The sequence below is a fragment of the Agaribacillus sp. DX54 genome (genome assembly GCF_056858335.1).
Genome location: NZ_JBXEQE010000002.1, coordinates 242,389 through 267,699, shown reverse-complemented (window position 1 = coordinate 267,699; position 25,311 = coordinate 242,389). Strand labels below are relative to the sequence as shown.

General features: G+C 42.9%; 33 protein-coding genes and 1 tRNA gene. All 34 read right to left on the bottom strand.

Going from position 1 to position 25,311, the window contains the following annotated elements; all coding sequences use genetic code 11:
* Positions 1-2: 2 nt before the first annotated feature.
* The 34 genes from rpmD to tuf all read right to left on the bottom strand — a co-directional run bounded on the left by rpmD (position 3) and on the right by tuf (position 25,170).
* Positions 3-182, bottom strand: a complete 180-nt coding sequence (gene rpmD / locus AC04NP_RS03785; protein ID WP_482858109.1) for a 50S ribosomal protein L30 — start codon at positions 180-182, stop codon at positions 3-5.
* Between the two features lie 5 nt (positions 183-187).
* The gene (gene rpsE, locus AC04NP_RS03780) at positions 188-706 is read right to left on the bottom strand and encodes a 30S ribosomal protein S5 (RefSeq protein WP_482858107.1); all 519 of its coding nucleotides are present in this window, start codon (positions 704-706) and stop codon (positions 188-190) included.
* A 6-nt stretch (positions 707-712) separates the two neighbouring features.
* Positions 713-1,069, bottom strand: coding sequence for a 50S ribosomal protein L18 (rplR, locus tag AC04NP_RS03775; RefSeq protein ID WP_482858105.1), 357 nt, complete (start codon positions 1,067-1,069; stop codon positions 713-715).
* A 7-nt stretch (positions 1,070-1,076) separates the two neighbouring features.
* Positions 1,077-1,631 carry a 50S ribosomal protein L6 gene (gene rplF, locus AC04NP_RS03770; protein ID WP_482858103.1) on the bottom strand — a complete coding sequence of 185 codons (555 nt, stop codon included), beginning with the start codon at positions 1,629-1,631 and terminating at the stop codon, positions 1,077-1,079.
* 13 nt (positions 1,632-1,644) lie between these two features.
* Positions 1,645-2,046, bottom strand: a complete 402-nt coding sequence (gene rpsH / locus AC04NP_RS03765) for a 30S ribosomal protein S8 (RefSeq protein ID WP_482858101.1) — start codon at positions 2,044-2,046, stop codon at positions 1,645-1,647.
* 81 nt (positions 2,047-2,127) lie between these two features.
* Positions 2,128-2,397 (bottom strand): 30S ribosomal protein S14, encoded by a 270-nt coding sequence (rpsN, locus tag AC04NP_RS03760; protein ID WP_482858100.1) that lies wholly within the window; start codon positions 2,395-2,397, stop codon positions 2,128-2,130.
* 5 nt (positions 2,398-2,402) lie between these two features.
* Positions 2,403-2,954: a 50S ribosomal protein L5 gene (gene rplE / locus AC04NP_RS03755; protein ID WP_482858099.1), complete on the bottom strand. Its 552-nt coding sequence runs from the start codon at positions 2,952-2,954 to the stop codon at positions 2,403-2,405.
* Positions 2,947-3,294: a 50S ribosomal protein L24 gene (gene rplX / locus AC04NP_RS03750; protein ID WP_482858098.1), complete on the bottom strand. Its 348-nt coding sequence runs from the start codon at positions 3,292-3,294 to the stop codon at positions 2,947-2,949. The genes rplE and rplX overlap by 8 nt, the downstream gene beginning before the upstream one ends.
* A gap of 2 nt (positions 3,295-3,296) precedes the next feature.
* A complete protein-coding gene (gene rplN / locus AC04NP_RS03745; protein ID WP_482858097.1) occupies positions 3,297-3,665 on the bottom strand; it encodes a 50S ribosomal protein L14 in 369 nt (122 codons plus the stop codon).
* Positions 3,666-3,667: 2 nt separating this feature from the next.
* Positions 3,668-3,925 carry a 30S ribosomal protein S17 gene (gene rpsQ / locus AC04NP_RS03740; RefSeq protein ID WP_482858096.1) on the bottom strand — a complete coding sequence of 86 codons (258 nt, stop codon included), beginning with the start codon at positions 3,923-3,925 and terminating at the stop codon, positions 3,668-3,670.
* The gene (gene rpmC, locus AC04NP_RS03735; protein ID WP_482858095.1) at positions 3,915-4,127 is read right to left on the bottom strand and encodes a 50S ribosomal protein L29; all 213 of its coding nucleotides are present in this window, start codon (positions 4,125-4,127) and stop codon (positions 3,915-3,917) included. Before rpmC ends, rpsQ begins: the two co-directional genes overlap by 11 nt.
* An 8-nt stretch (positions 4,128-4,135) precedes the next feature.
* Positions 4,136-4,558, bottom strand: a complete 423-nt coding sequence (gene rplP / locus AC04NP_RS03730) for a 50S ribosomal protein L16 (RefSeq protein ID WP_482858093.1) — start codon at positions 4,556-4,558, stop codon at positions 4,136-4,138.
* 60 nt (positions 4,559-4,618) lie between these two features.
* The gene (gene rpsC / locus AC04NP_RS03725; RefSeq protein ID WP_482858091.1) at positions 4,619-5,350 is read right to left on the bottom strand and encodes a 30S ribosomal protein S3; all 732 of its coding nucleotides are present in this window, start codon (positions 5,348-5,350) and stop codon (positions 4,619-4,621) included.
* A 3-nt stretch (positions 5,351-5,353) separates the two neighbouring features.
* The gene (rplV, locus tag AC04NP_RS03720; RefSeq protein WP_482858089.1) at positions 5,354-5,758 is read right to left on the bottom strand and encodes a 50S ribosomal protein L22; all 405 of its coding nucleotides are present in this window, start codon (positions 5,756-5,758) and stop codon (positions 5,354-5,356) included.
* A gap of 6 nt (positions 5,759-5,764) precedes the next feature.
* A complete protein-coding gene (gene rpsS, locus AC04NP_RS03715) occupies positions 5,765-6,043 on the bottom strand; it encodes a 30S ribosomal protein S19 (RefSeq protein WP_482858087.1) in 279 nt (92 codons plus the stop codon).
* Positions 6,043-6,864 (bottom strand): 50S ribosomal protein L2, encoded by an 822-nt coding sequence (gene rplB, locus AC04NP_RS03710; protein ID WP_482858086.1) that lies wholly within the window; start codon positions 6,862-6,864, stop codon positions 6,043-6,045. The genes rpsS and rplB overlap by 1 nt, the downstream gene beginning before the upstream one ends.
* A 13-nt stretch (positions 6,865-6,877) precedes the next feature.
* Entirely contained in the window at positions 6,878-7,165 is a 288-nt protein-coding gene (gene rplW, locus AC04NP_RS03705; protein WP_482858085.1) for a 50S ribosomal protein L23, read from the bottom strand.
* 5 nt (positions 7,166-7,170) lie between these two features.
* Positions 7,171-7,797 (bottom strand): 50S ribosomal protein L4, encoded by a 627-nt coding sequence (gene rplD, locus AC04NP_RS03700; RefSeq protein ID WP_482858084.1) that lies wholly within the window; start codon positions 7,795-7,797, stop codon positions 7,171-7,173.
* 4 nt (positions 7,798-7,801) lie between these two features.
* Complete coding sequence (rplC, locus tag AC04NP_RS03695; protein WP_482858082.1) at positions 7,802-8,434, bottom strand: 50S ribosomal protein L3; 633 nt, start codon at positions 8,432-8,434, stop codon at positions 7,802-7,804.
* 195 nt (positions 8,435-8,629) lie between these two features.
* On the bottom strand, positions 8,630-8,935 hold the full coding sequence (rpsJ, locus tag AC04NP_RS03690) for a 30S ribosomal protein S10 (protein WP_143399871.1): 306 nt from the start codon (positions 8,933-8,935) through the stop codon (positions 8,630-8,632).
* A gap of 7 nt (positions 8,936-8,942) precedes the next feature.
* Positions 8,943-11,090: an elongation factor G gene (fusA, locus tag AC04NP_RS03685; protein ID WP_482858080.1), complete on the bottom strand. Its 2,148-nt coding sequence runs from the start codon at positions 11,088-11,090 to the stop codon at positions 8,943-8,945.
* 8 nt (positions 11,091-11,098) lie between these two features.
* Positions 11,099-11,566 carry a 30S ribosomal protein S7 gene (rpsG, locus tag AC04NP_RS03680; RefSeq protein WP_482858078.1) on the bottom strand — a complete coding sequence of 156 codons (468 nt, stop codon included), beginning with the start codon at positions 11,564-11,566 and terminating at the stop codon, positions 11,099-11,101.
* A gap of 18 nt (positions 11,567-11,584) precedes the next feature.
* A complete protein-coding gene (rpsL, locus tag AC04NP_RS03675) occupies positions 11,585-11,959 on the bottom strand; it encodes a 30S ribosomal protein S12 (RefSeq protein WP_346757678.1) in 375 nt (124 codons plus the stop codon).
* A gap of 166 nt (positions 11,960-12,125) precedes the next feature.
* Entirely contained in the window at positions 12,126-12,461 is a 336-nt protein-coding gene (locus tag AC04NP_RS03670; protein ID WP_482858076.1) for a DUF3467 domain-containing protein, read from the bottom strand.
* A gap of 7 nt (positions 12,462-12,468) precedes the next feature.
* A complete protein-coding gene (gene rpoC / locus AC04NP_RS03665; RefSeq protein ID WP_482858075.1) occupies positions 12,469-16,779 on the bottom strand; it encodes a DNA-directed RNA polymerase subunit beta' in 4,311 nt (1,436 codons plus the stop codon).
* A 54-nt stretch (positions 16,780-16,833) separates the two neighbouring features.
* Positions 16,834-20,706, bottom strand: coding sequence for a DNA-directed RNA polymerase subunit beta (gene rpoB / locus AC04NP_RS03660; protein WP_482858073.1), 3,873 nt, complete (start codon positions 20,704-20,706; stop codon positions 16,834-16,836).
* Positions 20,707-20,882: 176 nt separating this feature from the next.
* On the bottom strand, positions 20,883-21,263 hold the full coding sequence (rplL, locus tag AC04NP_RS03655; protein ID WP_482858072.1) for a 50S ribosomal protein L7/L12: 381 nt from the start codon (positions 21,261-21,263) through the stop codon (positions 20,883-20,885).
* Between the two features lie 41 nt (positions 21,264-21,304).
* Positions 21,305-21,835, bottom strand: a complete 531-nt coding sequence (gene rplJ / locus AC04NP_RS03650; protein WP_482858070.1) for a 50S ribosomal protein L10 — start codon at positions 21,833-21,835, stop codon at positions 21,305-21,307.
* A gap of 2 nt (positions 21,836-21,837) precedes the next feature.
* A complete protein-coding gene (rplA, locus tag AC04NP_RS03645; RefSeq protein ID WP_482858067.1) occupies positions 21,838-22,536 on the bottom strand; it encodes a 50S ribosomal protein L1 in 699 nt (232 codons plus the stop codon).
* A 10-nt stretch (positions 22,537-22,546) separates the two neighbouring features.
* Positions 22,547-22,990, bottom strand: coding sequence for a 50S ribosomal protein L11 (gene rplK, locus AC04NP_RS03640; RefSeq protein ID WP_482858065.1), 444 nt, complete (start codon positions 22,988-22,990; stop codon positions 22,547-22,549).
* A gap of 4 nt (positions 22,991-22,994) precedes the next feature.
* Positions 22,995-23,558: a transcription termination/antitermination protein NusG gene (gene nusG / locus AC04NP_RS03635; protein WP_482858062.1), complete on the bottom strand. Its 564-nt coding sequence runs from the start codon at positions 23,556-23,558 to the stop codon at positions 22,995-22,997.
* A 21-nt stretch (positions 23,559-23,579) separates the two neighbouring features.
* On the bottom strand, positions 23,580-23,771 hold the full coding sequence (secE, locus tag AC04NP_RS03630) for a preprotein translocase subunit SecE (RefSeq protein ID WP_482858060.1): 192 nt from the start codon (positions 23,769-23,771) through the stop codon (positions 23,580-23,582).
* Between the two features lie 26 nt (positions 23,772-23,797).
* Positions 23,798-23,870, bottom strand: a tRNA-Trp gene (locus tag AC04NP_RS03625).
* A gap of 112 nt (positions 23,871-23,982) precedes the next feature.
* Complete coding sequence (tuf, locus tag AC04NP_RS03620) at positions 23,983-25,170, bottom strand: elongation factor Tu (RefSeq protein WP_482858059.1); 1,188 nt, start codon at positions 25,168-25,170, stop codon at positions 23,983-23,985.
* Positions 25,171-25,311 lie beyond the last annotated feature (141 nt).

Here is a 25,311-nt window from a genome sequence, read left to right as displayed (position 1 = left end):
TTTTATAATTCCGTTACCGAAACCAAATGGTTTACTTTATTAATCATTCCGGCGATTTGTGGCGTTTTCTCGACCTCCACACTTCTGTTAATTTTTCCCAAACCCAATGCTTGTATCGTTAGTTTCTGCTTCTTGGGTCTGTTAATTACACTTCGTACCTGGGTGATTCTTACCTTTGCCATTTCCTTTATCCGTTAAAAACTTTAGTCAATGCTACTCCCCTGTGCTGCGCCACTGTGTAGGCATCACGCATCCTGGTCAAAGCATCAAAGGTAGCTTTCACCACGTTATGGGGGTTAGAAGAACCTTTTGATTTTGCCAGTACATCTTTTATTCCGGCACTTTCCAACACAGCGCGCATGGCACCACCCGCAATTACACCGGTTCCCGGAGCCGCTGGTTTGATCAATACCAAACCTCCTCCATATTTTCCAATTTCCTGGTGAGGAACCGTTCCATGCAATACAGGTACTTTCACCAGGTTTTTCTTTGCATCATCAATGCCTTTGGTAATAGCGTTGGTTACCTCATTAGCTTTTCCCAGACCATACCCAATGACGCCATTCAAATCACCAACCACCACAATGGCAGAAAAGCTAAATCTTCTACCACCTTTAACTACCTTGGCCACCCTTTTAATAGCTACTACTCTTTCCTTGAGGTCTATTTCACTAGCTTTTACAGATCGTATGTTTGTTTGAGACATAATAATTTAAAATTTAAGCCCCCCTTCCCTGGCACCTTCCGCCAAAGCTTTTACTTTTCCATGATATCGGTAACCACTTCTATCGAATACAACTTTTTCAATACCACCGGCTTTGGCCCTTTCGGCTAAACTAAGACCTACTTTTTTGGAGTCATCAATGTTTATATTTTTTTTCTTGTCCTCAGATAACTCTACAGATGAAGCATGAACCAGGGTATGTCCTTTTGTATCGTCAATAAGTTGCGCATAAATGGCAGTATTGCTTTTGTACACAGACAAACGCGGGTTATCTGCCTCACCGCTGATTTTTTTGCGGATGCTTCTTCTTATTCTTAACCTTCGTTGATATTTTGATATAGCCATCTACGTATTATTTAGCTGCAGTTTTACCCGCTTTTCTTCTAATTTGCTCACCAACAAACCTTATACCCTTTCCTTTGTAGGGTTCAACTTTCCTCAGGGATCTTAATTTGGCTGCCACCTCACCAATTAATTCTTTGTCAATACCTTCCAAAGTGACCACCGGACTTTTTCCTTTCGCAGTCTGTGCACTAACTTTTATCTCCTCGGGCACCATGAAAAATATGCTGTGAGAGTAGCCCAGACTTAATTCCAATACATTACCCTGGGCGGAGGCTTTGTAACCTACACCTACCAACTCTAATTCCTTTTTATACCCTTCAGAGACACCTACAACCATATTATTAATCAGTGACCGGTACAACCCGTGCAGTGACTTGTGTCTTTTCTGTTCAGTGGGCCTCTCTAAAGACAGTTGGCTGTCAGTGATACTTACCTTTATATCAGGGTCAACCGATAATGATAACTCACCCTTGGGTCCTTTTACGGTAACAAGGTTCTCAGGGCTTACCTCAATGGCTATCCCCTCTGTTATTGTTATCGGTTTTTTTCCTATTCGTGACATTTCTTTTACTCTGTTAATATACGTAACACAACACTTCTCCGCCAACATGTTGTTCCCTTGCCTCTTTATCGGTGATTACGCCTTTGGAAGTAGAGAGAATCGCAACACCCATGCCATTTAGCACCCTTGGCAACGAATCCGCCTTGGCGTATTTTCTTAATCCTGGCTTACTGGCCCTTTCCAGATTAAAAATTGCGGGTGTTTTGGTGTTAGGATCATACTTTAATGCAATTTTGATGGTTCCCTGCACCGAGGCAGCATCATCAAATTTGTAATTCTGAATATACCCTTTGTCGTAAAGAACCTTCGTTATTTCCTTCTTTATATTGGAGGCCGGAATCTCAACGATTCTATGATTCGCCTTTATGGCGTTTCTTAACCTTGTTAAATAGTCTGATATCGGATCGGTATTCATTATTATAATATTCTTTACTTGCCTGAAAAGAGGCCTGCAAAATTACAGAACTTTTTTGACAAAAAAAATAGAAAACAAATTTTACCAGCTTGATTTAGTTATGCCTGGAATTTTGCCCTCTGATGCCATTTCCCTGAATGTTACCCGCGAGATCCCGAACTTTCTCATGTATCCCTTGGGACGGCCTGTCAGGCGGCATCTATTATGCAGCCTTACCGGAGATGCATTCCTGGGTAACTTATCCAGGCCTTCATAGTCTCCCGCAGCTTTTAATGCTGCCCTTTTCTTTGCATATTTTGCAACCAGCTTTTCTCTTTTTCTTTCTCTTGCTATTACAGATTTTCTTGCCATACTAACTATTTTCTATTTGAGAAAGGCAAACCAAATGCCTTTAACAATTCATAACTTTCCTCATCAGTGTTTGCTGAGGTAACAAATGTGATATTCATTCCTGAAATACGTGTAACCTTATCTATACTTATTTCAGGAAATATTATTTGCTCTTTTACGCCAAGTGTATAATTACCCCTTCCATCGAATCCTTTGTCACTGATCCCTCTGAAATCACGCACCCTGGGTAAAGCTACTGACATGAGCCTGTCAAGGAATTCAAACATTTTATCACCTCTGAGGGTAACCCTGGCCCCAATGGGCATTCCTTCTCTCAACTTAAAATTTGAAACCGAGTTTTTAGCAATGGTGGGAACTGCCTTTTGGCCTGTGATAATACCCAGTTCTTCAATACCAGCATCAACCAGTTTCTTGTCAGCCACTGCCGCACCGATGCCTTTGTTAATGCTGATCTTCTCCAGTTTGGGTACCTGCATAACAGACTTGTACTGAAACTTCTCTTTCAATGCCGGTATGATCTCCTTATTGTATTTAGCTTTAAGTCGTGGATTAGCCATTTTTGATAAATTCTCCTGTTTTCTTAGAATATCTCTGCAACTTACCTGCTTCGTTTAGCTTTCTTCCAATCCTTGTCGGTTCGCCGGTAGCCCCGTCAATCAACATCAGATTGCTCAAATGGATGGAAGCCTCGGTTCGTTCAATGCCGCCATTAGGGTTGTCGGCAGAAGGTTTCACGTGTTTGACCACAATATTGGCACCTTCTACTATGGCCCGGTTTTTACTAGTAATTACCTCTAATATTTTACCACTTTTGCCTTTGTCATTTCCTGCGATAATCTTGACAGTATCACCTTTTCTGACATGCAACTTTGGCTGCTTATTCTTTTTCCTTTTCATTTCTATAACACTTCAGGGGCCAATGAAACAATTTTCATGAATTGCTTTTCGCGCAATTCCCTGGCGACAGGGCCAAAAATCCTCGTTCCTCTGGGTTCATTATTAGGATTTAGCAAAACGGCCGCATTATCTTCAAACCTGATATAGGAACCATCTTTTCTCCGCACTTCTTTTTTGGTCCTTACAACTACTGCTTTTGAAATTGTTCCCTTTTTAAGACTACTGGAAGACAGAGCACTTTTAACAGTCACCATAATAGTATCTCCAATGGAAGCATATCTTTTTCGCGTACCACCCAAAACACGGATACATAAAACTTCTTTTGCCCCGCTGTTATCGGCCACACTCAATCTGGATTCTTGTTGTATCATGATTATTCAGCTCTTTCAATAATTTCAACTAATCTCCACCGTTTATTTTTGCTCAGGGGACGTGTTTCCATGATTTTAACCATATCTCCAACTCCGCACTCATTCTTTTCGTCATGAGCCATGAATTTGGTTGTCTTTCCAATAAACTTACCGTAAATAGGGTGTTTCACTTTTCTTTGGACAGCAACGGTAATGCCTTTATTCATTTTGTTGCTAACAACCTTTCCTACTCTTTCTTTTCTAAGGTTTCTAGTTTCCATCAACTTTAAGATTTTCTTGTTGTTTGGACATTAACTCAGTTTTCAACCTGGCAATTAGTCTTCTGGTCTCCCTGATTTTCATTGGATTTTCAATGGGCGAAATTGCATGGGCAAACTTCAGTTTCTGATAGTTTTCCTGCTCAGTAGCAATACGCTCATTTAGATTTTCAATACTTAATGCTTTTATCTCCGGATTTTTCATCTTTACGATTAATTTTCAATGTAATCCTTGCGTACCACAAACTTGGTTTTGACCGGTAACTTTTGTGCTGCCAGTCGCAGCCCCTCTTTGGCTTCCTCGGTAGCTACACCGGTTACTTCAAACATGATAGTTCCGGGCTTCACTACCGCCACCCAATATTCAGGGGCACCTTTACCTTTACCCATTCTCACCTCGGCAGGCTTTTTTGTTACAGGTTTATCAGGAAAAATACGGATCCATACTTGTCCCTGCCTTTTCATGTGCCGCGTTACAGCAATACGGGCAGCTTCGATTTGCCGGCTGGTAATCCATGCCGGTTCCAAAGATTTAATTCCAAAAGTACCAAAAGCCAAGGTATGTCCTCTTTGGGCAAGTCCTTTGACCCTGCCTTTTTGCTTTTTCCTGAATTTAGTTCTTTTAGGTTGTAACATTTTTCTATAATGTTTCTTCTACAGCCAGGACTATATCCCGCTTTTAGTCATCCAAAATGATTATCTTCTTTTTCTCCTGCCGCCTCTGCCGCCACCGTCACCTCTTTTTCTTCGGTCGCCGGAGGAACTACCTCCTGTCATACCTATGTTGGGCGAAAGATCTCTTTTGCCAAATATTTCACCCTTAAATATCCAAACCTTAATGCCTATTTTACCATATACAGTGTCGGCTTCGGATACAGCATAATCGATATCGGCGCGCAATGTATGGAGTGGTATACGCCCCTCCTTGTATTGCTCCGACCTCGCCATTTCAGCGCCTCCCAGTCTACCGGAAACCTTAATTTTTATTCCCTGCGCACCAACCCGGATCGTGGAAGCTATAGCTTGCTTCATGGCCCTTCTGTAAGAAATTCTGGCTTTTAGCTGCTGGGCGATCGACTCACCGACGAGCTTGGCGTCCAGTTCAGGCCGTTTGATCTCAAAAATGTTGATTTGCACATCCTTGCCGGTCAGTTTTTTGAGTTCCTCTTTAATTTTATCAACCTCCGCACCGCCTTTTCCAATAACTACGCCCGGACGTGCTGTATGAATGGTCAGGGTGATCCTTTTAAGTGTCCTTTCGATAATAATTTTTGAAATGCCACCCTTAGGGATTCTGGCATAGACGTATTGTCTGATTTTATGATCTTCCACCAATTTATCGGGAAAGGTCTTGCCACCATACCAGTTAGAATCCCAGCCTCGAATAATTCCTAACCTTAAACCAATAGGGTTTACTTTTTGTCCCATTATCTATTCTTTATTATCAGATTTAGTATCATCACTCTCTTCAACTTCAACTGCAATTTCCGGTTCATTCAGACTATCTATGACCATCGTTACATGATTGGATCGTTTTCTTATCCGGTGAGCCCTTCCCTGAGGTGCGGGTCTTAATCTTTTCAGGATCTTTCCACTATCCACAGTTATACTTTTAATGTAAAGATCTGCTTCCTCCAGCCTTTGATCTTCATTTTTTGCCTCCCAATTGGAAATAGCAGACAATAACAGCTTTTCAAGTTTAGCTGCGCCGTGCTTGGGTTCGTATTTTAATATGCTTAATGCACTACTCACCTTTTTTCCCCTGATCATATCAGCAATTACTCTCATCTTGCGGGGTGAAGTAGGTACATTCCTTAGTTTAGCGATAGCTTCCATTTGTAATTATCTTTTGCCTTTGTCCTTTTTAGAAATATGGCCTCTGAAATTTCTGGTTGGGGCAAATTCCCCCAGCTTGTGGCCCACCATGTTTTCGGTAATAAAAACAGGGATAAACTTATTTCCATTATGCACTGCAAAGGTGTGGCCAACAAAATCCGGCGAAATCATAGACCTTCTGGACCATGTTTTAATGACCGATTTCTTTCCGGACTCATTGAGCGTATCTACTTTTTTCTCCAGCCTGAAATCTATGTAAGGACCTTTCTTTACTGATCTTGCCATTACTTACGTTTGCTTATAATTAACTTGTTCGAATACTTTTTAGGTGACCTGGTTTTTTTACCTTTGGCCAGCAATCCGTTTCTTGACCTGGGGTGACCTCCGGAAGCCCTTCCTTCACCACCACCCATAGGGTGATCTACAGGATTCATTACAACACCTCTTACCCTGGGCCTTCTACCCAGCCATCTCTTCCTTCCGGCTTTTCCGAGCCTTACCAGCATATGGTCGCTGTTGGATACAGTACCTACCGTCGCAAGACATGTAACCAACACCATCCTCATTTCACCACTAGGTAATTTAATGGTCGCATATTTGCCCTCCCTGGCAAGTAACTGTGCATAAGACCCGGCACTTCTTACAAGAGCAGCTCCTTTACCGGGATTTAACTCAATATTATGTATAATGGTACCCAGCGGAATTTTTGCCAGCGGAAGTGTGTTTCCCACTTCAGGCGCCACATTTTCGCCAGATATTACCGTTTGGCCAACTTCCAGACCATTAGGGGCAATGATGTATCTTTTTTCACCATCTACATAGCTGATTAAAGCAATTCTGGCTGTCCTTATAGGATCATATTCAATACTCTTAACTTTTCCGGGGATATCGAACTTATCTCTTTTAAAATCGATCAGCCTGAATTTCTTTTTATGACCTCCTCCCATATAGCGCATGGTCATCCTGCCCTGGTTGTTTCTACCACCTGATTTAATAGTGCCTTTGACCAAAGACTTCTCAGGAGTCGACTTGGTGATCTGGTCGAAGCCAGGGGCAACTCTGAATCTTTGGCCCGGAGTTACAGGTCTTAATTTTTTAACTGCCATTTTTATTGCTTATTTAAACGCCACTGTAAAAATCGATTACTTCACCTTCAGCTACCGAAACGATTGCCTTCTTGAAAGACGGTTTTCTGCCTGAAATTACGCCTGATCTGGTGTACCGGGATTTTCTTTTTCCCTGGTAATTCATGGTATTCACACTTTCAACAGTGACGCCGTACATTTTTTCCACTGCCTTTTTAATTTCGATTTTGTTGGCTTTCCTGTCCACCAAAAAACCATATTTACCCTTTTCATTCAGCGTAGAAATCTTTTCAGTGACAAGTGGCTTAAATAAAATACTCATGGTTATTAACTCAATATATTTTCAATTTTTTCTATAGAGCCCTCAATCAACAACAGGTTATCGGCATGTAATACATCGTAAGTATTTAATTGATCTGCTGTAGTAACCTTGGTTTTCTTCAGGTTTCGACCTGAAAAAGCAATATTTTTATTGGCTTCGGGTAAAACCAGTAGCGTCTTTTTATCGGTCATCGATAATGCCTCAAGCATTTTGAGGTATTCCTTGGTCTTTGGCGCCTCAAAAGTGAAAGCTTCTAAAACCGAAATACAGTTATCTTTTGCTTTATAGCCCAGCGCTGATTTTCTTGCCAACACTTTCAGCTTTTTATTAAGCTTGATTCCATAGTTCCTGGGTCTGGGGCCAAATACCCTTCCACCACCTCTGAAAACGGGCGATTTGATACTGCCTGCCCTGGCAGTACCTGTACCTTTTTGCCTTTTAATCTTTCTGGTCGATCCCGAAATTTCAGATCTTTCTTTAGATTTATGGGTTCCCTGTCTTTGATTCGCCAGGTATCGTTTCACATCAAGATAAATCGCGTGGTCGTTTGGCTCGATAGCAAAAACGGTATCAGACAGATTTACCTTTCTGCCTGTATCTTCACCACTATGTTTTATTACCGATAACTCCATGTTGTTATTTCTCTAAAATTACGGTTGAATTATTTGCTCCCGGAACAGAACCACTTACCAGAATCAGATTTTGAGCAGGAATTATTTTCATGACGCGCAGGTTTAACAGCTTAACCCGATTGCCTCCGGTTCTGCCGGCCATTCTCATTCCTTTGAAAACCCTGGCCGGATAAGAAGCCCCTCCGATCGAACCGGGTGCCCTTTCACGGTTGTGCTGACCGTGTGTGGCATCACCGACACCTCTAAAATTATGTCGCTTTACTACGCCTTGAAATCCTTTTCCTTTGGAAGTACCTACCACGTCAACAAAGTCACCCTCCTTAAAAATCTGATCTATGGTTATTTCCTGCCCCAACTCAACTTCACCTTCAAATTCTCCTCTAAATTCCCTGAATTCGGCCAGTACCCGCTTAGGTGAGGTTTTGGCCTTATCAAAATGTCCTTTTAACGCCTTCGTAGTCCGTTTTTCCTTCTTCTCCCCATACCCCAACTGCACGGCCCTGTAACCATCTTTGTCCTCGTCTTTTACTTGTGTCACGACACAAGGACCAGCTTCCACTACTGTGCATGCGACATTTCGTCCATCGGCACCGAAAACGCTAGTCATTCCAATCTTTTTTCCAATTATTCCAGACATTCCTTTATTGTAATTTGAATTATTTCTCTTGTAATAAAATTCAAAATTTTGCAGCCTTTCCGCAAAGGATTGCAAAGATAGTAAAATATTGCCAGTGACCAAACAAGATGTCACTAATTTTTAGGGCTATCACAAAATAAAAAAAGAACCAATAAAATGTCATTATTGGTTCTTTTCAGGTTTAATCTTTGTATACTAAACTTTGATCTCTACATCCACCCCGCTTGGCAGTTCAAGCTTCATTAAAGCGTCAACAGTTTTAGTACTATTGGAATAAATATCTACCAAACGCTTGTATGTGCAAAGTTGAAATTGCTCTCTTGATTTTTTATTTACATGGGGCGATCTCAGCACCGTAAACTTTTCTTTCACTGTTGGCAACGGAATAGGACCGCTAACAACCGCTCCTGTAGTTTTCACCGCTCGCACAATCTTTTCAGACGATTTGTCTACCAAGTTGTGATCGTAGGACTTAAGCTTTATTCTAATTTTCTGGTTCATAATTAAGTTACTTTACAGCCTCTCCTTTGACATTTGCGATAATGGCATCTGCAAGGTGTCCAGGTACAGGATCGTAGTGTGAAAAAGTCAGTGACGCCGTGGCCCTTCCCGAACTGATGGTTCGTAAATCAGTAACATAGCCAAATAATTCGGACAATGGTACATCTGCTTTGATAACCTGGGCACCACCCTTTGTATCCATTCCTTTCATGATGCCTCTTCTTTTATTCAGGTCACCGGTAACAGGTCCTGTATACTCTTCAGGTGTTACCACTTCAACTGCCATGATGGGTTCCAGTAGCTTGGGCGATGCCTTTTTGGCAGCTTCCTTAAAGCCAATTCTTCCCGCCAACTCAAAAGATAAAGAATCAGAGTCGACATCATGGAAAGAACCATCGTAAAGTCTTACCTTCATGGCATCGATAGGATAACCTGCCAAAGGCCCGTTTTTCATAGCATCCTTAAACCCCTTTTCAACGGCGGGGATAAATTCTTTTGGTATTTTACCTCCGACAATAGCGTTTTCGAATTCCAGTCCCGATTTGGTTTCCCCGTTTTCACCCATTTCCTTGGGCCCTAACTCGAAAACTATATCGGCGAATTTACCTCTACCACCGGTTTGTTTTTTATAAACCTCCCTGTGTTCTACATTGGTTGTAATGGACTCTTTGTAAGCAACCTGGGGAGCTCCCTGGTTGATCTCAACTTTGAATTCCCTTTTCAACCTGTCAATGATGATTTCAAGGTGCAGTTCCCCCATACCCCGCAAAACAGTCTGACCTGTCTCATGATTGGTTTCTACCCTCAAGGTAGGGTCCTCCTCTACCAGTTTCGATATGGCGACTCCCAATTTATCGACGTCAGCCTGTGCTTTAGGTTCAATGGCATAACCGATAACCGGCTCAGGAAAAGACATAGACTCGAGGACGATTTTATTCTTCTCATTTACCAGGGTATCACCTGTTTTGATATCTTTAAATCCCACACCCGCACAAATATCACCGGCCTCTACTTTACTGATAGGATTTTGCTTATTCGAGTGCATCTGCATCAAACGGGAAATTCGCTCCCTTTTGCTTGTCCTCATGTTGTACACATAAGACCCTGCATCGAGACTTCCTGAATACACTCTCATGAAAGCCAGTCTGCCCACAAAGGGATCCGTGGCGATCTTAAAGGCAAGGGCAGAAAAAGGCTCGCTTGTCTCCGGTTTTCTTTCTTCTTCTTTATCGCCATCAGGATTGATCCCTTTTACAGGCGGGAGATCCAATGGTGAAGGCAAATAGGCACACACTGCATCAAGCAGGGCCTGTACTCCCTTGTTTTTAAAGGCTGATCCACATAAAACGGGTGAAAATGACATATCGATTACTGCCATTCTGATGGCATTCATCATTTCCTCCTCGGTGATGGAATCTGCATCTTCGAAGAACTTTTCTAAAAGCGCATCATCATATTCAGCAACGCTTTCAACCAGCTTTTGCCTCCATTCTTCAACAGTATCTTTCAAATCGTCCGGAATATCGACCACTTTATAAGTCATTCCTTTGTCTTCCTCGTTCCAGATGATAGCCTCGTTACTAATCAGATCGACTACCCCTTCAAATTTCTCTTCTGCCCCGATCGGGATTTGTAATGGCACCGGATTGGCACCCAGCTTTTCCTTGATCTCATTCACTACATTGAAAAAGTCAGCCCCGGCCCGGTCCATTTTGTTGACAAAACAAATTCTGGGAACCTTATATTTATCTGCTTGCCTCCAAACTGTTTCAGATTGTGGCTCAACCCCTGAAACTGCGCAAAACAAAGCAACTGCTCCGTCCAGTACCCTGAGTGATCTTTCTACCTCCACGGTAAAATCCACGTGACCGGGTGTGTCGATGATATTCACTTTGTATTCTTCGGTACCGTCTGTCAATTGCCCCTGGGTAGTGGGATAGTTCCAGAAAGTGGTGGTAGCTGCTGAGGTAATAGTGATACCCCTTTCTTGCTCCTGTTCCATCCAGTCCATTGTGGCAGCACCGTCATGGACTTCACCAATTTTGTGACTTAAACCGGTGTAATATAATATTCTTTCGGTAGTCGTGGTTTTTCCGGCATCGATGTGCGCCATGATGCCGATATTTCTTAAATGTTTTAAATCGTTTTTAGCCATTGTTCCAGTTAGAATCTAAAATGTGAAAACGCCTTGTTGGCATCTGCCATTCTATGTGTATCATCTTTTTTCTTGACTGATGCACCTTCTCCTTTGGAAGCAGAAATAATTTCTCCTGCCAATCTCTCAACCATTGTCTTTTCTCCTCTGCTCCGGGCATACTGGATCATCCACTTAATTCCCAAAGCTGTCTTTCTTTCCGGTCTCACTTCCATCGGTACCTGAAAAGTCGCTCCTCCCACTCTTCTGCTCTTTACCTCTACGGAAGGGTAAATGTTATTCAAAGCCTTTTTCCACGTCTCCAAACCGTTTTCTTTGGTTCTTTCCTCAACTATTTGCACCGCATCATAAAAGATTGAGTAAGCCGTACTTTTTTTACCGTCTTTCATTAAATAGTTAACGAATTTAGTAACCAAAATATCGTTGAACTTAGGGTCGGGAAGAATGTATCTCTTCTTTGGTTTAGCTTTTCTCATTTTATCTGTCCTATTAAATTACTTTTTCGGTCTTTTAGCACCGTATTTCGATCTTCTCTGAAGTCTTCCGTTCACACCTGCCGTATCCAAAGCACCGCGGATAATATGGTACCTGACACCTGGTAAATCTTTTACCCTGCCTCCCCTTATCAGGACAATAGAGTGTTCCTGAAGGTTATGGCCCTCACCGGGAATATAGGCGTTCACCTCTTTTCCGTTGGTTAATCTAACTCTTGCCACCTTTCTCATGGCCGAGTTGGGTTTCTTAGGGGTAGTTGTATACACCCTGGTACAAACCCCTCTCCGCTGAGGGCATGAGTCCAATGCGGGTGATTTTGACTTGGAGGTCAAAGATTTTCTGCCCTTTCTGACTAATTGTGCTATAGTTGGCATTTATTTCACTTTTATTATGATGCTCCTTCGATTTTTCGGACTGCAAAGGTAATAAAACCCAAAAATTAAACAAGCCTTATTTGGTTTTATTTTCCCTTTGCTTAAATCAAAAGGTTTAAACCTTTCGATTTAAACCTTTTGATTTCTATGATAATTGGTTGCACCGTTAAGCTTCGCCTATAGTTCCTCCAAAGTTGATAGGAAACTTTGGGGTTTCCTCGGTCTTCTTAATGGGACCAAACGTATCTTCATATTTCTTGATGTTATCCTGAAGTGCCAGTAATAATCTTTTGGCATGTTCAGGCGTAATCACAACCCTGGACTTTACTTTAGCCTTGGGTACTCCTGGCATCAACCGGATGAAATCAATAACAAATTCACTGTTGGAATGTGCGATCATGGCCAGGTTAGCATACACACCTTCGGCAATATCTTCCGAAAGTTCGATATTGATCTGATTTCCTTTATTCGACTCTTTAGGCTTGCTTTTTGTGTCATCCATAATCTAATCAGTTATCAGCCTGTAATTCTTGTTTTTGGCTAAATTCCTCTTTAGACGCCACCAAAGTCTCATATTCCTTTTTAGAACCGACAATGAAGTTATTATATCGGCGTAAGCCTGTACCGGCAGGAATTAAGTGTCCTACAATAACATTTTCTTTCAATCCGAGAAGTTTGTCAGTTTTTCCTCTTATAGCCGCCTCACTCAATACCTTGGTAGTTTCCTGGAAAGAAGCCGCCGAGATAAAGCTTTCGGTACCTAATGAAGCCTGGGTAATTCCCTGCAGCGTTGGCCGTGAAACAGCCGGTTCGGCTTCTCTGACCTGTACCACTTTAAGGTCCTTTCTTCTAAGGCTTGAATTTTCATCCCGTAATCTTCTCGAAGTAATAATCTGGCCGGGTTTAAGAACCTCTGAGTCGCCACTGTCAACCACTACCTTTTTGTCCAGCATCATATCATTTTCTTCACGGAACAAGAATTTATCCACCACCTGATTGGGCAAGAAGTTGGTATCCCCGGCGTCAAGGATTATGACCTTTTGCATCATCTGGCGTACGATTACTTCAATGTGTTTGTCGTTAATTTTCACACCCTGAAGCCTGTAAACTTCCTGAATTTCATTCACCAGATATTCCTGAACCGCTGTAGGCCCCTTGATCGACAGTATATCTGCCGGGGTAATCGCCCCGTCCGAAAGTGCATATCCGGCCTTCACGAAGTCATTGTCCTGAACAAGTATGTGTTTTGATAAAGGCACAAGGTAACGCTTCTTAATGCCGTCTTTGGATTCGATGAATATTTCCCGGTTACCTCTCTTAATTCCACCATAACTTACCACTCCATCAATTTCACTAACTACAGCGGGGTTAGAGGGGTTACGGGCTTCAAACAGTTCTGTCACCCTTGGAAGTCCTCCTGTGATATCCCTCGATTTACCCATGGTTCTCGGGATTTTAACCAATGGTTGCCCGGCTTTGATTTTGTCTCCTTCGTTTACCGCAAGGTGGGCGCCAACCGGAATGTTGTAGTTCTTTTCATTTGTTTTGGAAACTACCTTAATCGCCGGGTTCTTGGTTTTATCTTTGGAGTCGGTGATTACCTTTTCGCGGTGGCCGGTCTGTTCATCCGATTCCTCCCTGAAAGTAATACCCTCAATAATGGCTTCATACTGGATTTCGCCGTCAAACTCAGAAAGTATGACAGCGTTGTAAGGATCCCAGAAACATAATTCCTGACCTTTTTCAACCTTTTCACCGTCTTTGACTTTCAGGAAGGCTCCGTAAGGAACGTGGTTGCTGATCAACACCTTCTTGGTTTTCGGGTCAAAAATTTGAATTTCACCGGACCGGCCCATCACGACCTCCATTTTCTCGCCTTCACTACCGATGGTAGATACAGACCTTAAACCGTCAAATCTGACTGTACCGGCAAATTTGGATTTAATAGTTGCCTCAACTGCGATGTTTGAGGCGGTACCTCCCACGTGGAATGTCCTAAGGGTCAACTGTGTTCCGGGTTCACCAATACTTTGAGCTGCAATTACGCCAACTGCCTCACCCATCTGGGCCATGTACCCGGTCGCTAGGTTCCTGCCGTAACATTTGGCACAAACCCCTTGTTTTGTTTCGCAGGTCAGCACCGATCTTATCTCTACCTCTTCAATACTGGTCGCTTCGATTTTCCTCGCAATATCTTCAGTGATTTCTACTCCACTGGTCACTATCAACTCCTCTGAAATCGGATCATAGATGTCATGCACGGAAACCCTTCCTAAAATTCTCTCTGACAAAGGCTCCACAATATCTTCATTGTCTTTTAACGCAGAAACCACCAACCCTCTTAAAGTTCCGCAGTCAGCTTCGTTCACCACATTATCCTGGGCAACATCCACCAACCTTCTGGTCAGGTATCCTGCATCGGCCGTTTTCAAGGCAGTATCTGCCAAACCTTTTCTTGCACCGTGCGTGGAGATGAAGTACTCAATTACATCGAGACCTTCTTTAAAGTTCGAAAGGATTGGGTTTTCGATAATAGCGCCTACCGAACCGGTCAGGTTTTTCTGCGGCTTGGCCATCAATCCTCTCATACCACCTAACTGACGGATCTGCTCCCGGGAACCTCTCGCTCCTGAGTGCATCATCATATAAATCGAGTTAAATCCCTGATCATCTTCTTCCAGTTGCTTCATCAGGGTATTGGTCAGTTGTGAATTGATCCTGGTCCAGATATCGATGACCTGGTTATACCTTTCATTGTCAGTAATCAACCCCATCAGGTAGTTACTCCATACACTGTCCACTTCTTCTTTGGCCTGGGCCACGAGGCTATCTTTGGCTTCGGGAACAGATACATCGTTCAAGCCCATTGACAATCCACCTTTATACGCGGATTGAAATCCGAGTTCCTTGATATCATCCAGGAATTGCGCGGTCCTTGAGTTACCGGCAATTTTATAGACCAACGAAATAATTTGCTGGAGTTTTTTCTTGGTAAGCAATTCATTCACAAAACCTACCTCATCAGGTATATACTGATTAAATATGACACGGCCTGCCACCGTTTCTATAATTTTGGCTTCTAACTCGTCACTTTCATTTCTCACATTCGCCCTTACTTTGATGTAAGCGTTTTTGGAAAGCCTTCCTTCATTAATAGCAATGATGACCTCTTTAGAACCATAGAATGTCATGTCCTCACCGAGTACAGGACGCTGCTTGGTTCCCTTCCGGCCTTTTGTTACATAATACAGACCTAATACCATGTCCTGTGAAGGTACGGTGATAGGCGCCCCATTGGCAGGGTTCAGGATATTATGGGAAGAAAGCATTAATGTAGAGGCTTCCATAATAGCTTCGTGGCCAAGAGGTACATGAACGGCCATCTGGTCACCGTCAAAGTCAGCGTTAAATGCTGTACAAACAAGGGGGTGCAATTGAATCGCCTTACCCTCGATCAACTTTGGCTGGAAGGCCTGAATGCCCAACCTATGAAGTGTTGGGGCCCGGTTCAGTAAGACAGGGTGACCTTTAAGGACGTTTTCCAGAATATCCCAAACCACAGGATCCTTTCTGTCTACAATCTTCTTGGCTGATTTCACCGTTTTTACAATGCCTCTTTCAATCAGCTTTCTGATAATGAAAGGCTTGAACAACTCGGCAGCCATATCTTTGGGTAAGCCACATTCGTGAAGCTTTAGTTCGGGACCTACCACGATAACCGACCGGCCGGAGTAGTCTACCCTTTTTCCAAGCAGGTTTTGTCTGAATCTACCCTGCTTTCCTTTGAGCATATCACTCAAAGATTTCAAGGCCCTGTTTCCATCAGACCTTACTGCATTCACTTTTCTGGAATTGTCGAATAGTGAATCCACGGCTTCCTGAAGCATCCTTTTTTCATTTCTCAATATTACTTCGGGCGCCTTGATATCGATCAGTCTTTTCAGACGATTGTTTCTTATGATTACCCTTCGGTAGAGATCATTTAAATCCGATGTAGCAAACCTGCCGCCATCCAAGGGTACCAAAGGCCGTAGTTCGGGTGGAATAACAGGTACCATCTTAATGACCATCCACTCCGGCCTGTTTTCAATCCTCGACCTCGAGTCCCTGAAGGCTTCCACTACCTTCAGTCTTTTCAAAGCTTCTGCCTTTCTTTGCTGCGAGGTATCAGTTGCTGCCTGATGTCGCAGGCTGTATGACAGGTCATCCAAGTCCAGTCTTGCCAATAGCATCTCAAGCGCCTCTGCTCCCATTTTGGCAATAAACTTGTTCGGGTCGTCATCATCCATCATTTGGTTTTCCCTGGGCAGCTTATCGAGGATATCCAGGTATTCATCCTCGGTAAGGAAGTCCATCTTGTTGGTCCCATCTTCTTCCTTAATACCTGGCTGAATAACCACATATCTTTCATAATAAATAATCTGATCCAGTTTCTTGGTGGGTAAACCCAATAAATAGCCAATTTTATTGGGTAAGGACTTAAAATACCAGATATGGGCCACCGGAACTACCAGCTCAATATGACCCATACGCTCCCTTCTCACCTTCTTTTCTGTTACCTCAACCCCACACCTGTCGCATATGATACCTTTATATCTAATTCTTTTATATTTACCGCAGTGGCACTCCCAATCCTTCACCGGGCCGAAAATACGCTCACAAAAAAGTCCTCCCATCTCCGGTTTATAGGTTCTGTAGTTAATAGTCTCGGGTTGGGTGACCTCTCCGTGCGAACTCTCCAGAATAGATTCGGGAGAGGCTAAGCTAATAGTGACCTTTGAAAAGTCACTGGTGAATTTTTTATTTTTTCTAAATGCCATAATTCTGTTTATGTCTTATAGGTAGAAGACCTTTTGGTCAATTTAGTTTAAGAATTAATCCATGGTAATTTCCAATGCCAGCCCCCTCAGTTCATGAACCAGTACATTGAATGACTCAGGAATATTGGGGCGGGGCATGTTTTCACCTTTGACGATAGCTTCGTAGGCTTTGGCCCGGCCCACCACGTCGTCTGATTTTACCGTCAGGATTTCCTGCAATACATGGGAGGCACCAAATGCTTCAAGTGCCCATACCTCCATTTCACCAAACCTTTGTCCGCCAAATTGTGCTTTACCACCGAGAGGCTGTTGCGTGATCAGTGAGTATGGGCCAATAGATCTGGCATGCATCTTATCATCCACAAGGTGGCCCAGTTTCAACATATAAATCACGCCAACGGTTACCGGTTGATCAAATTTATCTCCGGTAAGGCCATCATACAATTCGGTCCTTCCATAGGCAGGAAGATTGGCCTGTTTCAATTCGGTGGAAACATCTCCCATATCAGCACCGTCGAAAATAGGCGTCGCATATTTTTTATCGAGCTTTAATCCTGCCCAGCCGAGAACAGTTTCATAAATCTGTCCCAAATTCATCCTTGACGGCACGCCCAGGGGATTTAAAACAATATCTACCGGAGTACCATCCTCAAGGAAAGGCATGTCCTCTTCTCTCACAATCTTGGCTACGACGCCTTTATTACCATGACGTCCGGCCATTTTATCACCGACTTTGAGCTTTCGCTTTTTGGCAACATAAACCTTGGCCAATTGCACAATTCCCGCCGGTAGCTCATCTCCTACTTCCAAAGTAAATCGCTCTCTTTTGAATTTTCCGGAGATTTCGTTTCGCTTATTGTTGTAATTTCTTACCAAATAGGTAATTAAACTATTTATTTTCTCATCATCGGTCCAATTATCCAATATAAGGTCTGAAATAAAGTTTACTTCCTCCTGCACATTGTAATTGCTTTCATCACGGTAAATATTCTTTTCCGGGAAAAGGTTTGTTTCAATATTCGCAGCGGTAAATTTCACACCTTTGCTCATAATTTCATCACCAAACTTATGCTTAATGCCTTGAGAGACTTTTCCATCCAGCAACGTTAACAGCTTGTCAATCATTTTGGATCTCAGCGCCAAAAGATCATTGCTGTATTTGTTCTTTAACAGCTCGACTTCCTTTTTCGCCTTGGCCCTTAAATCTTTGTCCTTTTTAGGGCGGGAAAATAGTTTTGTATCAATCACGACACCCTTCAATGAAGGCGGTGCTTTCAACGAAGCATCTTTTACGTCGCCAGCCTTATCACCGAATATTGCTCTCAGAAGCTTTTCTTCGGGAGTAGGATCGGTTTCGCCTTTAGGTGTTATTTTTCCAATCAGGATATCTCCTTCTTTCACTTCTGCCCCGATACGAATAATGCCGTTCTCGTCCAGGTTTTTAACCGACTCTTCGCTTACGTTGGGGATTTCCGAGGTCAGCTCTTCCTCACCTCTTTTGGTGTCCCTTACTTCCAGTTCAAATTCATCGATGTGAATCGAGGTGAAAATATCGTTGCGAACCACACTCTCAGAGATAACAATGGCATCTTCAAAGTTGTAACCCTGCCACGGCATAAAAGCCACCTTCAGGTTCCTGCCCAAGGCGAGTTCTCCCCCCTTGGTAGCATACCCTTCGCAAAGTGGCTGGCCTTTGACTATTTTTTCACCTTTGTAGACAATGGGTCTGAGGTTTACACACGTATCCTGGTTGGTTCTTCTGAATTTAACCAACTCGTAGGTTTTCAGTTCATCATCAAAGCTGGTGATTAAATGGTCTTCAGATAAATTGTATCGCAGCACAATCTTTTTAGCGTCAACCGCTTCAACCTCCCCATCCTGCTCTGCCACAATAATCGATCTGGAGTCCAGAGCTACCCTCTTTTCCAGGCCGGTACCTACAATGGGAGCTTCCGGCCTTAGCAGGGGAACTGCCTGACGCTGCATGTTCGATCCCATTAAGGCCCTGTTGGCATCATCGTGTTCCAGGAATGGGATCAATGAAGCGGCCACCGACACAATCTGGTTTGGAGCCACATCCATGTAACTGATCTCCTTGGGCTCAACCACTGGAAAATCGCCTTCAAACCTTGCTTTTACCCGGTCGTTGACAAAGCTCCCACCATCGTCGAGTGGGGCATTGGCCTGGGCTATGTTGTGGGTATCTTCTTCTTCCGCAGTAAGATATACTACATTTCCTGTCATATCCACTTTGCCTTCATTGACTTTTCTGTAGGGGGTCTCAATGAAGCCCATGTTATTTACATTAGCGTGAACACTCAGCGATGAAATCAGGCCAATGTTAGGCCCTTCAGGTGTTTCAATCGTACACAACCTTCCATAGTGGGTGTAATGGACATCCCGTACCTCAAAACCGGCCCGCTCCCTTGACAAGCCTCCCGGCCCCAGTGCTGACATCCTTCTCTTATGCGTAATCTCGGCCAGGGGATTAGTCTGGTCCATAAACTGCGAAAGCTGGTTAGTACCAAAGAATGAATTGATTACGGAGGACAGTGTCCGTGCGTTGATCAGATCAATCGGCTTAAAATCCTCATTATCCCTGACATTCATTCTTTCTTTAATGGTCCTTGCCATCCTGGCCAGGCCAACTCCGAACTGTCCATACAGTTGCTCACCAACTGTCCTGACTCTTCTGTTACTCAGGTGGTCAATATCATCAACTACTGCCTTCGAGTTAATAAGTCCGATCAGGTATTTAACTATGGAAATAATGTCCTCGGTTGTAAGTACCCTGATCTCAGAGTCTATTTCAAGGCCAAGTTTTTTGTTTATTCTATATCTTCCAACCTCACCGAGGTCATATCTTTTGTCACTAAAGAAAAGACTTTGGATGATGTCCCTGGCAGTTTGCTCATCAGGGGCTTCAGTATTTCTCAATTGGCGATAGATTTGCTCTACTGCCTCTTTTTCAGAGTTTGAGTTGTCTTTTTGTAAAGTATTGTAAATGATGGCATAATCTGCAATATTTACATCCTCTCTGTGAAGAATAACAGATTTGCTGCCTGATTCGATGATTAAATCAATATCATCCTCAGAAATCACGGAATCCCTTTCCAACAGCACTTCGTTTCTGTCAATAGACACAACCTCCCCGGTATCCTCGTCCACAAAATCTTCCGTCCAGGTTCTTAAAACCCTGGCGGCCAGTTTCCGGCCAATAACTTTTTTGATAGACTTTTCATCGGCAGGAATCTCCTCTGAAAGCCCGAATAGATCCAGGATATCCTTATCGGAACCGAAGCCAATGGCTCTTAACAGGGTGGTTACCGGAAATTTTTTCTTCCGGTCGATGTAAGAATACATGACATTGTTGACGTCAGTAGCAAATTCAATCCATGAACCTTTAAAAGGGATGATTCTGGCTGAATAAAGTTTGGTACCATTGGTATGTTTGCTTTGGGCAAAAAATACACCCGGTGACCTATGCAATTGGGAAACGATGACCCTTTCGGCTCCATTAATGATAAAGGAGCCCTTTTCTGTCATATAGGGTATATTACCCAGGAAGACTTCCTGTTCTATGGTTTCAAAATCTTCGTTATCCTCATCGTTGCAGGATAGCCTAAGCTTAGCCTTCAACGGGACCGAATAGGTCAAGCCCCGGTCAATGCATTCATCAACAGAATACTTTGGAGGATCGACCAGATAATCTACAAATTCAAGAATGAAATTTTCCCGCGAGTCAGAGATGGGGAAGTTTTCTGAAAACACCTTGAATAATCCTTCCTGGGTTCTTTTTTGAGCAGGTGTGTCCAATTGAAAAAAATCGACAAACGATTTTAATTGAACATCGAGAAAATCCGGATAATCCCTGACTGTTTTGATTCGTGCGAAGTTGATTCTTTCGGTTTGATTAATCTTAGCCAAAGCTTGATAGATTTAAAATTGTAATATGTATTAACTTATGTAGTAAGTAGGAAAGTCACCTTTTTCGGATATTTTGCCTGAAAGAGTTATGACCACGTACAAACAGGAAAAGACCCCGACACACATCGGGGCCTGTTATTTCTTAGCCATTTAGACGCATCGAATGGCTCAAAATTTTACTTCAGTTCTACCTCAGCGCCTGCCTCTTCTAATTGCTTTTTAAGGGCTTCAGCCTCATCTTTTGCTACACCTTCCTTCACAGCCTTGGGTGAGGCGTCAACTATTTCTTTAGCCTCTTTAAGCCCCAGTCCTGTCAATTCTTTTACCAGTTTTACCACTGCCAGTTTAGCGCCACCCGGTGATTTCAATACCACATCAAATTCTGATTTTTCCTCCGCTGCTGCGCCATCCTCGCCACTAGTAGGTGCAGCTACGGCCACTGCCGCTGCTGCCGCGGGCTCTATACCGTGGGTTTCTTTCAGATATTCAGCCAATTCGTTAACTTCTTTTACTGTTAGCTCAACAAGCTGATCTCCTAGTGCTTTAACGTCTGCCATTTTTATAATTATTTTAAGTAGTTCAAAATTTTAATTCGAAATTAATTTTCTTTTTCAGATAATGTTTTTACCAATCCGGCCAAAGTGTTTCCTCCGCTTTTCAGGGCAGAAATCACATTTTTAGCCGGAGATTGTAACAGCGCTATCACGTCACCGATAAGTTCCTGTTTGGATTTCAGGTCACTTAAAGTAGTGAGGTGTTCTTCACCGATAAAAACATCAGTATCTATGGAAGCAGCCTTTAGGACAGGTTTTTCCCCGCCTTGTTTTTTGCGAAATTCTTTAATAACCTTAGCCGGCAAATTTGCTATTTCCTCAGAAAAGATAACTCCGGAAAATCCCTTTAGCGCCTCATCCAAAGACGAATAGTCGGCGTCAAGACTTTCAAGGGCTTTTTTAATCATGGTATTTTTATATACCTTATATTCAATCCCTTTCTCGAAACACAACCTTCTAAAATTATTTACCTGAGCCACGGTAAACCCGGAGGCGTCAGTTAAATAAAAATTATTGTTGGCTTTGAGCTTTTCAGTTAACTCGGCAACAACATTTATTTTTTCTTCTTTAGTCATGATTATATACCCGCTATAGTGTTTTTGTCAACTTTTACTCCAGGGCTCATGGTACTGGAAAGGTTAATGCTTTTGAAATAAGTACCCTTTGCGGAAGCTGGCTTCAGCTTGGCAATGGTCTGGATGACTTCGGTAGCATTATCTACAATTTTTTGCGCGTCGAAAGAAGCTTTTCCAATACTGGCGTGAATGATACCGAATTTATCGACTTTAAAATCAATTTTCCCTGATTTTACTTCCTTTACCGCTTTTCCAACTTCCATGGTCACCGTGCCTGATTTGGGGTTAGGCATCAATCCACGTGGCCCCAACACCCTACCCAGTTTACCGACCTTGGCCATTACCGTGGGCATGGTGATGATCACATCCACATCTGTCCACCCACCTTCAATCTTACTAATATAATCATCTAATCCAACATGATCGGCACCGGCATCTTTGGCTTCCTGTTCCCTATCTGGTGAGCAAAGCACCAAAACACGGGTTTCCTTACCCGTTCCATGAGGCAAAGCTACCACACCCCTTACCATTTGATCGGCTTTCCTGGGGTCGACACCCAGACGGACGTCAATATCGACAGAGGCATCAAACTTGGTGAAAGTTATATCCTTGACCAATTTGGATGCCTCATCCAGGGAATATTCTTGTGCCGCATCGTATTTGGCGGCAACCTCTTTTTGCTTTTTCGTTAACTTAGCCATCTTCAAAATTTTAATTGTTCCAGGGCGCCCTGCCAGATACTTTAATTCCCATACTTCTTGCCGTACCTGCTACCATTTTCATGGCTGACTCCAGTTTAAACGCATTTAAATCCGGCATTTTAGTTTCTGCAATTTGTTTTATCTGATCCCAGGTAACCGTACCGACCTTAACCCGGTTAGATTCTGCCGATCCTTTCTTAAGTTTGGCAGCCTCCATCAACAACACAGGAGCCGGTGGTGTTTTTACGACAAAGTCAAATGATTTATCTTTATAAATGGTAACTAATACCGGCAATAACTGCCCCTTCTTTTCCTGGGTCCTCGCATTAAACTGCTTGCAAAACTCCATGATATTAAGCCCCTTACTACCGAGAGCAGGGCCCACAGGAGGCGAAGGGTTTGCCGCACCACCTCTGATTTGTAACTTCAGATAACCGTCTATTTCTTTAGCCATTTTGCTATTCTTGTTTTTCTACCTGCATATAATTCAATTCAACCGGAGTATTTCTGCCAAATATCTTGACCATCACATTCAGTTTCTTTCGCTCTTCAAATACCTCTTCAACAGTTCCGGTAAATCCGCTGAAAGGACCGTCCATTACTTTGACAGATTCTCCTACTATATATGGTGTATCAAGTTTTTCGTCGAATTCTTCTACCTCATCTACCTTGCCGAGTATCCGGTTTATTTCGGATTGGCGCAAGGGTACCGGCACTTTTGAAGCACCACCACCCGCATCGTTTGATCCGAGGAAGCCAATAATCCCCGGGATACTGGTAATAATATGAGAAGCCTCACCGTGAGTCAGGTCTGCAGATATGATCATATAGCCCGGAAAAAAGTTTCTTTCCCTTACCCGTTTTTTTCCGTTTCTCATTTCATAAACCTTTTCAGAGGGTATCAATATCTGAGGAACATAGTCTTGCAGTTTTTGCCTGGCTATTTCAGATTCAAGGTAAGTTTTGGCCTTTTTTTCCTGGCCACTTACCACCCTCACAACATACCAGTTTAACTCACTCATGCTCGATACTAGTCTATATAATTAAAATGACTCATAAAACCACTCTAATACATTCTGAAACACATAGTCCATGGCCGCAATAATCAACGCAAATATGACCGAAGCTACCAAGACCAGGATCGAACTGTTTTGAAGTTCGCCAAATTTTGGCCAGGAAACTTTGGTGGTCATTTCCACATATGAGTCTTTCACAAATGATAATAATTTAGACATTGGTTCTATAACGATTTTTCAAATTGCACGGGTGGTAGGACTCGAACCCACAACCAACGGTTTTGGAGACCGCTACTCTACCAATTGAGCTACACCCGTATACCCATCACCCAAATGGGTGTGCAAAGGTATTACATTTTATGATATAACACAAACGCGTTTCAGACTTTTTTCGGAAACGCGTATTGTGTTTTTATGTAACTCAATGGTGTTATTCGATGATCTCAGTTACCTGACCGGAGCCTACTGTTCTGCCACCTTCCCTGATAGCAAATCTTAATCCTTTTTCCATCGCAATTTTGTTGATCAATTCCACCTCGATAGAAACATTGTCACCAGGCATTACCATTTCAACGTTTTCCGGTAATTTTATTTCTCCGGTAACGTCAGTTGTTCTGAAATAGAACTGGGGTCTGTATTTATTGAAGAAAGGTGTGTGTCGGCCCCCTTCTTCTTTTGACAATACATAGACCTCTGCTTTGAACTTGTGGTGAGGGGTTACGGAACCAGGCTTGCAAATCACCATGCCCCTTTTAATTTCTGTTTTTTCAATACCCCTCAACAACAATCCTACGTTGTCGCCGGCTTCACCCCTGTCAAGGATTTTCCTGAACATCTCAACACCTGTAACAGTAGACTTCAGGTTTTCTGCTCCCATACCAAGGATATCCACAGGATCACCGGAGTTAATAACCCCTCTTTCGATTCTGCCTGTGGCCACAGTACCACGACCGGTAATCGAAAATACATCCTCGACAGGCATTAAGAAATCCAGATCTACCAATCGCTCGGGTAATGGAATATAATTATCGACTGCCTCCATCAATTCCTCGACCTTTTCAACCCACTGGGCTTCTCCGTTCAAGGCACCCAGGGCAGAGCCCTGAATAACAGGAATATCATCACCGGGAAAATCATAAGCAGAAAGCAATTCCCTGATTTCCATTTCCACTAATTCCAGCAATTCCGGATCGTCAACCAAATCCACTTTGTTCATAAATACTACCAGAGCGGGAACACCTACCTGGCGTGACAATAATATGTGCTCCCTGGTTTGAGGCATGGGTCCGTCAGTGGCAGCAACAACAATAATCGCCCCATCCATTTGCGCAGCACCAGTCACCATGTTTTTGACATAGTCAGCGTGACCAGGGCAGTCAACGTGAGCGTAGTGCCGGTTAGCTGTCTCATACTCAACGTGCGAGGTATTAATGGTTATACCTCTCTCTTTTTCCTCCGGTGCATTGTCAATTGAAGAGAAATCCCTTGCCTGGGCAAGACCTTTTTCCGACAACACCTTGGAAATAGCGGCAGTCAACGTTGTTTTACCATGGTCAACGTGACCGATTGTACCAATATTAACGTGTGGTTTCGAACGATCAAAGGTTTCTTTAGCCATGTTTGAAAATCCTAAGTTTAGTTAAATTTTAATTCTAATTCTAAATATTAAAGTGTTACCACTTCATTGTCAGTCCACCGGCAATGTGTTCATACACATTTTCAATAGCAGAATATCATAATATCCCTGCTGCTATCCGGC

Bases quoted from the DNA above. Each gene is read 5' to 3' on its own strand.
- rpmD (WP_482858109.1), bottom strand. From the start codon at position 182: ATGGCAAAGGTAAGAATCACCCAGGTACGAAGTGTAATTAACAGACCC.
- rpsE (WP_482858107.1), bottom strand. From the start codon at position 706: ATGTCTCAAACAAACATACGATCTGTAAAAGCTAGTGAAATAGACCTC.
- rplR (WP_482858105.1), bottom strand. From the start codon at position 1,069: ATGGCTATATCAAAATATCAACGAAGGTTAAGAATAAGAAGAAGCATC.
- rplF (WP_482858103.1), bottom strand. From the start codon at position 1,631: ATGTCACGAATAGGAAAAAAACCGATAACAATAACAGAGGGGATAGCC.
- rpsH (WP_482858101.1), bottom strand. From the start codon at position 2,046: ATGAATACCGATCCGATATCAGACTATTTAACAAGGTTAAGAAACGCC.
- rpsN (WP_482858100.1), bottom strand. From the start codon at position 2,397: ATGGCAAGAAAATCTGTAATAGCAAGAGAAAGAAAAAGAGAAAAGCTG.
- rplE (WP_482858099.1), bottom strand. From the start codon at position 2,954: ATGGCTAATCCACGACTTAAAGCTAAATACAATAAGGAGATCATACCG.
- rplX (WP_482858098.1), bottom strand. From the start codon at position 3,294: ATGAAAAGGAAAAAGAATAAGCAGCCAAAGTTGCATGTCAGAAAAGGT.
- rplN (WP_482858097.1), bottom strand. From the start codon at position 3,665: ATGATACAACAAGAATCCAGATTGAGTGTGGCCGATAACAGCGGGGCA.
- rpsQ (WP_482858096.1), bottom strand. From the start codon at position 3,925: ATGGAAACTAGAAACCTTAGAAAAGAAAGAGTAGGAAAGGTTGTTAGC.
- rpmC (WP_482858095.1), bottom strand. From the start codon at position 4,127: ATGAAAAATCCGGAGATAAAAGCATTAAGTATTGAAAATCTAAATGAG.
- rplP (WP_482858093.1), bottom strand. From the start codon at position 4,558: ATGTTACAACCTAAAAGAACTAAATTCAGGAAAAAGCAAAAAGGCAGG.
- rpsC (WP_482858091.1), bottom strand. From the start codon at position 5,350: ATGGGACAAAAAGTAAACCCTATTGGTTTAAGGTTAGGAATTATTCGA.
- rplV (WP_482858089.1), bottom strand. From the start codon at position 5,758: ATGGAAGCTATCGCTAAACTAAGGAATGTACCTACTTCACCCCGCAAG.
- rpsS (WP_482858087.1), bottom strand. From the start codon at position 6,043: ATGGCAAGATCAGTAAAGAAAGGTCCTTACATAGATTTCAGGCTGGAG.
- rplB (WP_482858086.1), bottom strand. From the start codon at position 6,864: ATGGCAGTTAAAAAATTAAGACCTGTAACTCCGGGCCAAAGATTCAGA.
- rplW (WP_482858085.1), bottom strand. From the start codon at position 7,165: ATGAGTATTTTATTTAAGCCACTTGTCACTGAAAAGATTTCTACGCTG.
- rplD (WP_482858084.1), bottom strand. From the start codon at position 7,797: ATGGAGTTATCGGTAATAAAACATAGTGGTGAAGATACAGGCAGAAAG.
- rplC (WP_482858082.1), bottom strand. From the start codon at position 8,434: ATGTCTGGAATAATTGGAAAAAAGATTGGAATGACTAGCGTTTTCGGT.
- rpsJ (WP_143399871.1), bottom strand. From the start codon at position 8,935: ATGAACCAGAAAATTAGAATAAAGCTTAAGTCCTACGATCACAACTTG.
- fusA (WP_482858080.1), bottom strand. From the start codon at position 11,090: ATGGCTAAAAACGATTTAAAACATTTAAGAAATATCGGCATCATGGCG.
- rpsG (WP_482858078.1), bottom strand. From the start codon at position 11,566: ATGAGAAAAGCTAAACCAAAGAAGAGATACATTCTTCCCGACCCTAAG.
- rpsL (WP_346757678.1), bottom strand. From the start codon at position 11,959: ATGCCAACTATAGCACAATTAGTCAGAAAGGGCAGAAAATCTTTGACC.
- AC04NP_RS03670 (WP_482858076.1), bottom strand. From the start codon at position 12,461: ATGGATGACACAAAAAGCAAGCCTAAAGAGTCGAATAAAGGAAATCAG.
- rpoC (WP_482858075.1), bottom strand. From the start codon at position 16,779: ATGGCATTTAGAAAAAATAAAAAATTCACCAGTGACTTTTCAAAGGTC.
- rplL (WP_482858072.1), bottom strand. From the start codon at position 21,263: ATGGCAGACGTTAAAGCACTAGGAGATCAGCTTGTTGAGCTAACAGTA.
- rplJ (WP_482858070.1), bottom strand. From the start codon at position 21,835: ATGACTAAAGAAGAAAAAATAAATGTTGTTGCCGAGTTAACTGAAAAG.
- rplA (WP_482858067.1), bottom strand. From the start codon at position 22,536: ATGGCTAAGTTAACGAAAAAGCAAAAAGAGGTTGCCGCCAAATACGAT.
- rplK (WP_482858065.1), bottom strand. From the start codon at position 22,990: ATGGCTAAAGAAATAGACGGTTATCTGAAGTTACAAATCAGAGGTGGT.
- nusG (WP_482858062.1), bottom strand. From the start codon at position 23,558: ATGAGTGAGTTAAACTGGTATGTTGTGAGGGTGGTAAGTGGCCAGGAA.
- secE (WP_482858060.1), bottom strand. From the start codon at position 23,771: ATGTCTAAATTATTATCATTTGTGAAAGACTCATATGTGGAAATGACC.
- tuf (WP_482858059.1), bottom strand. From the start codon at position 25,170: ATGGCTAAAGAAACCTTTGATCGTTCGAAACCACACGTTAATATTGGT.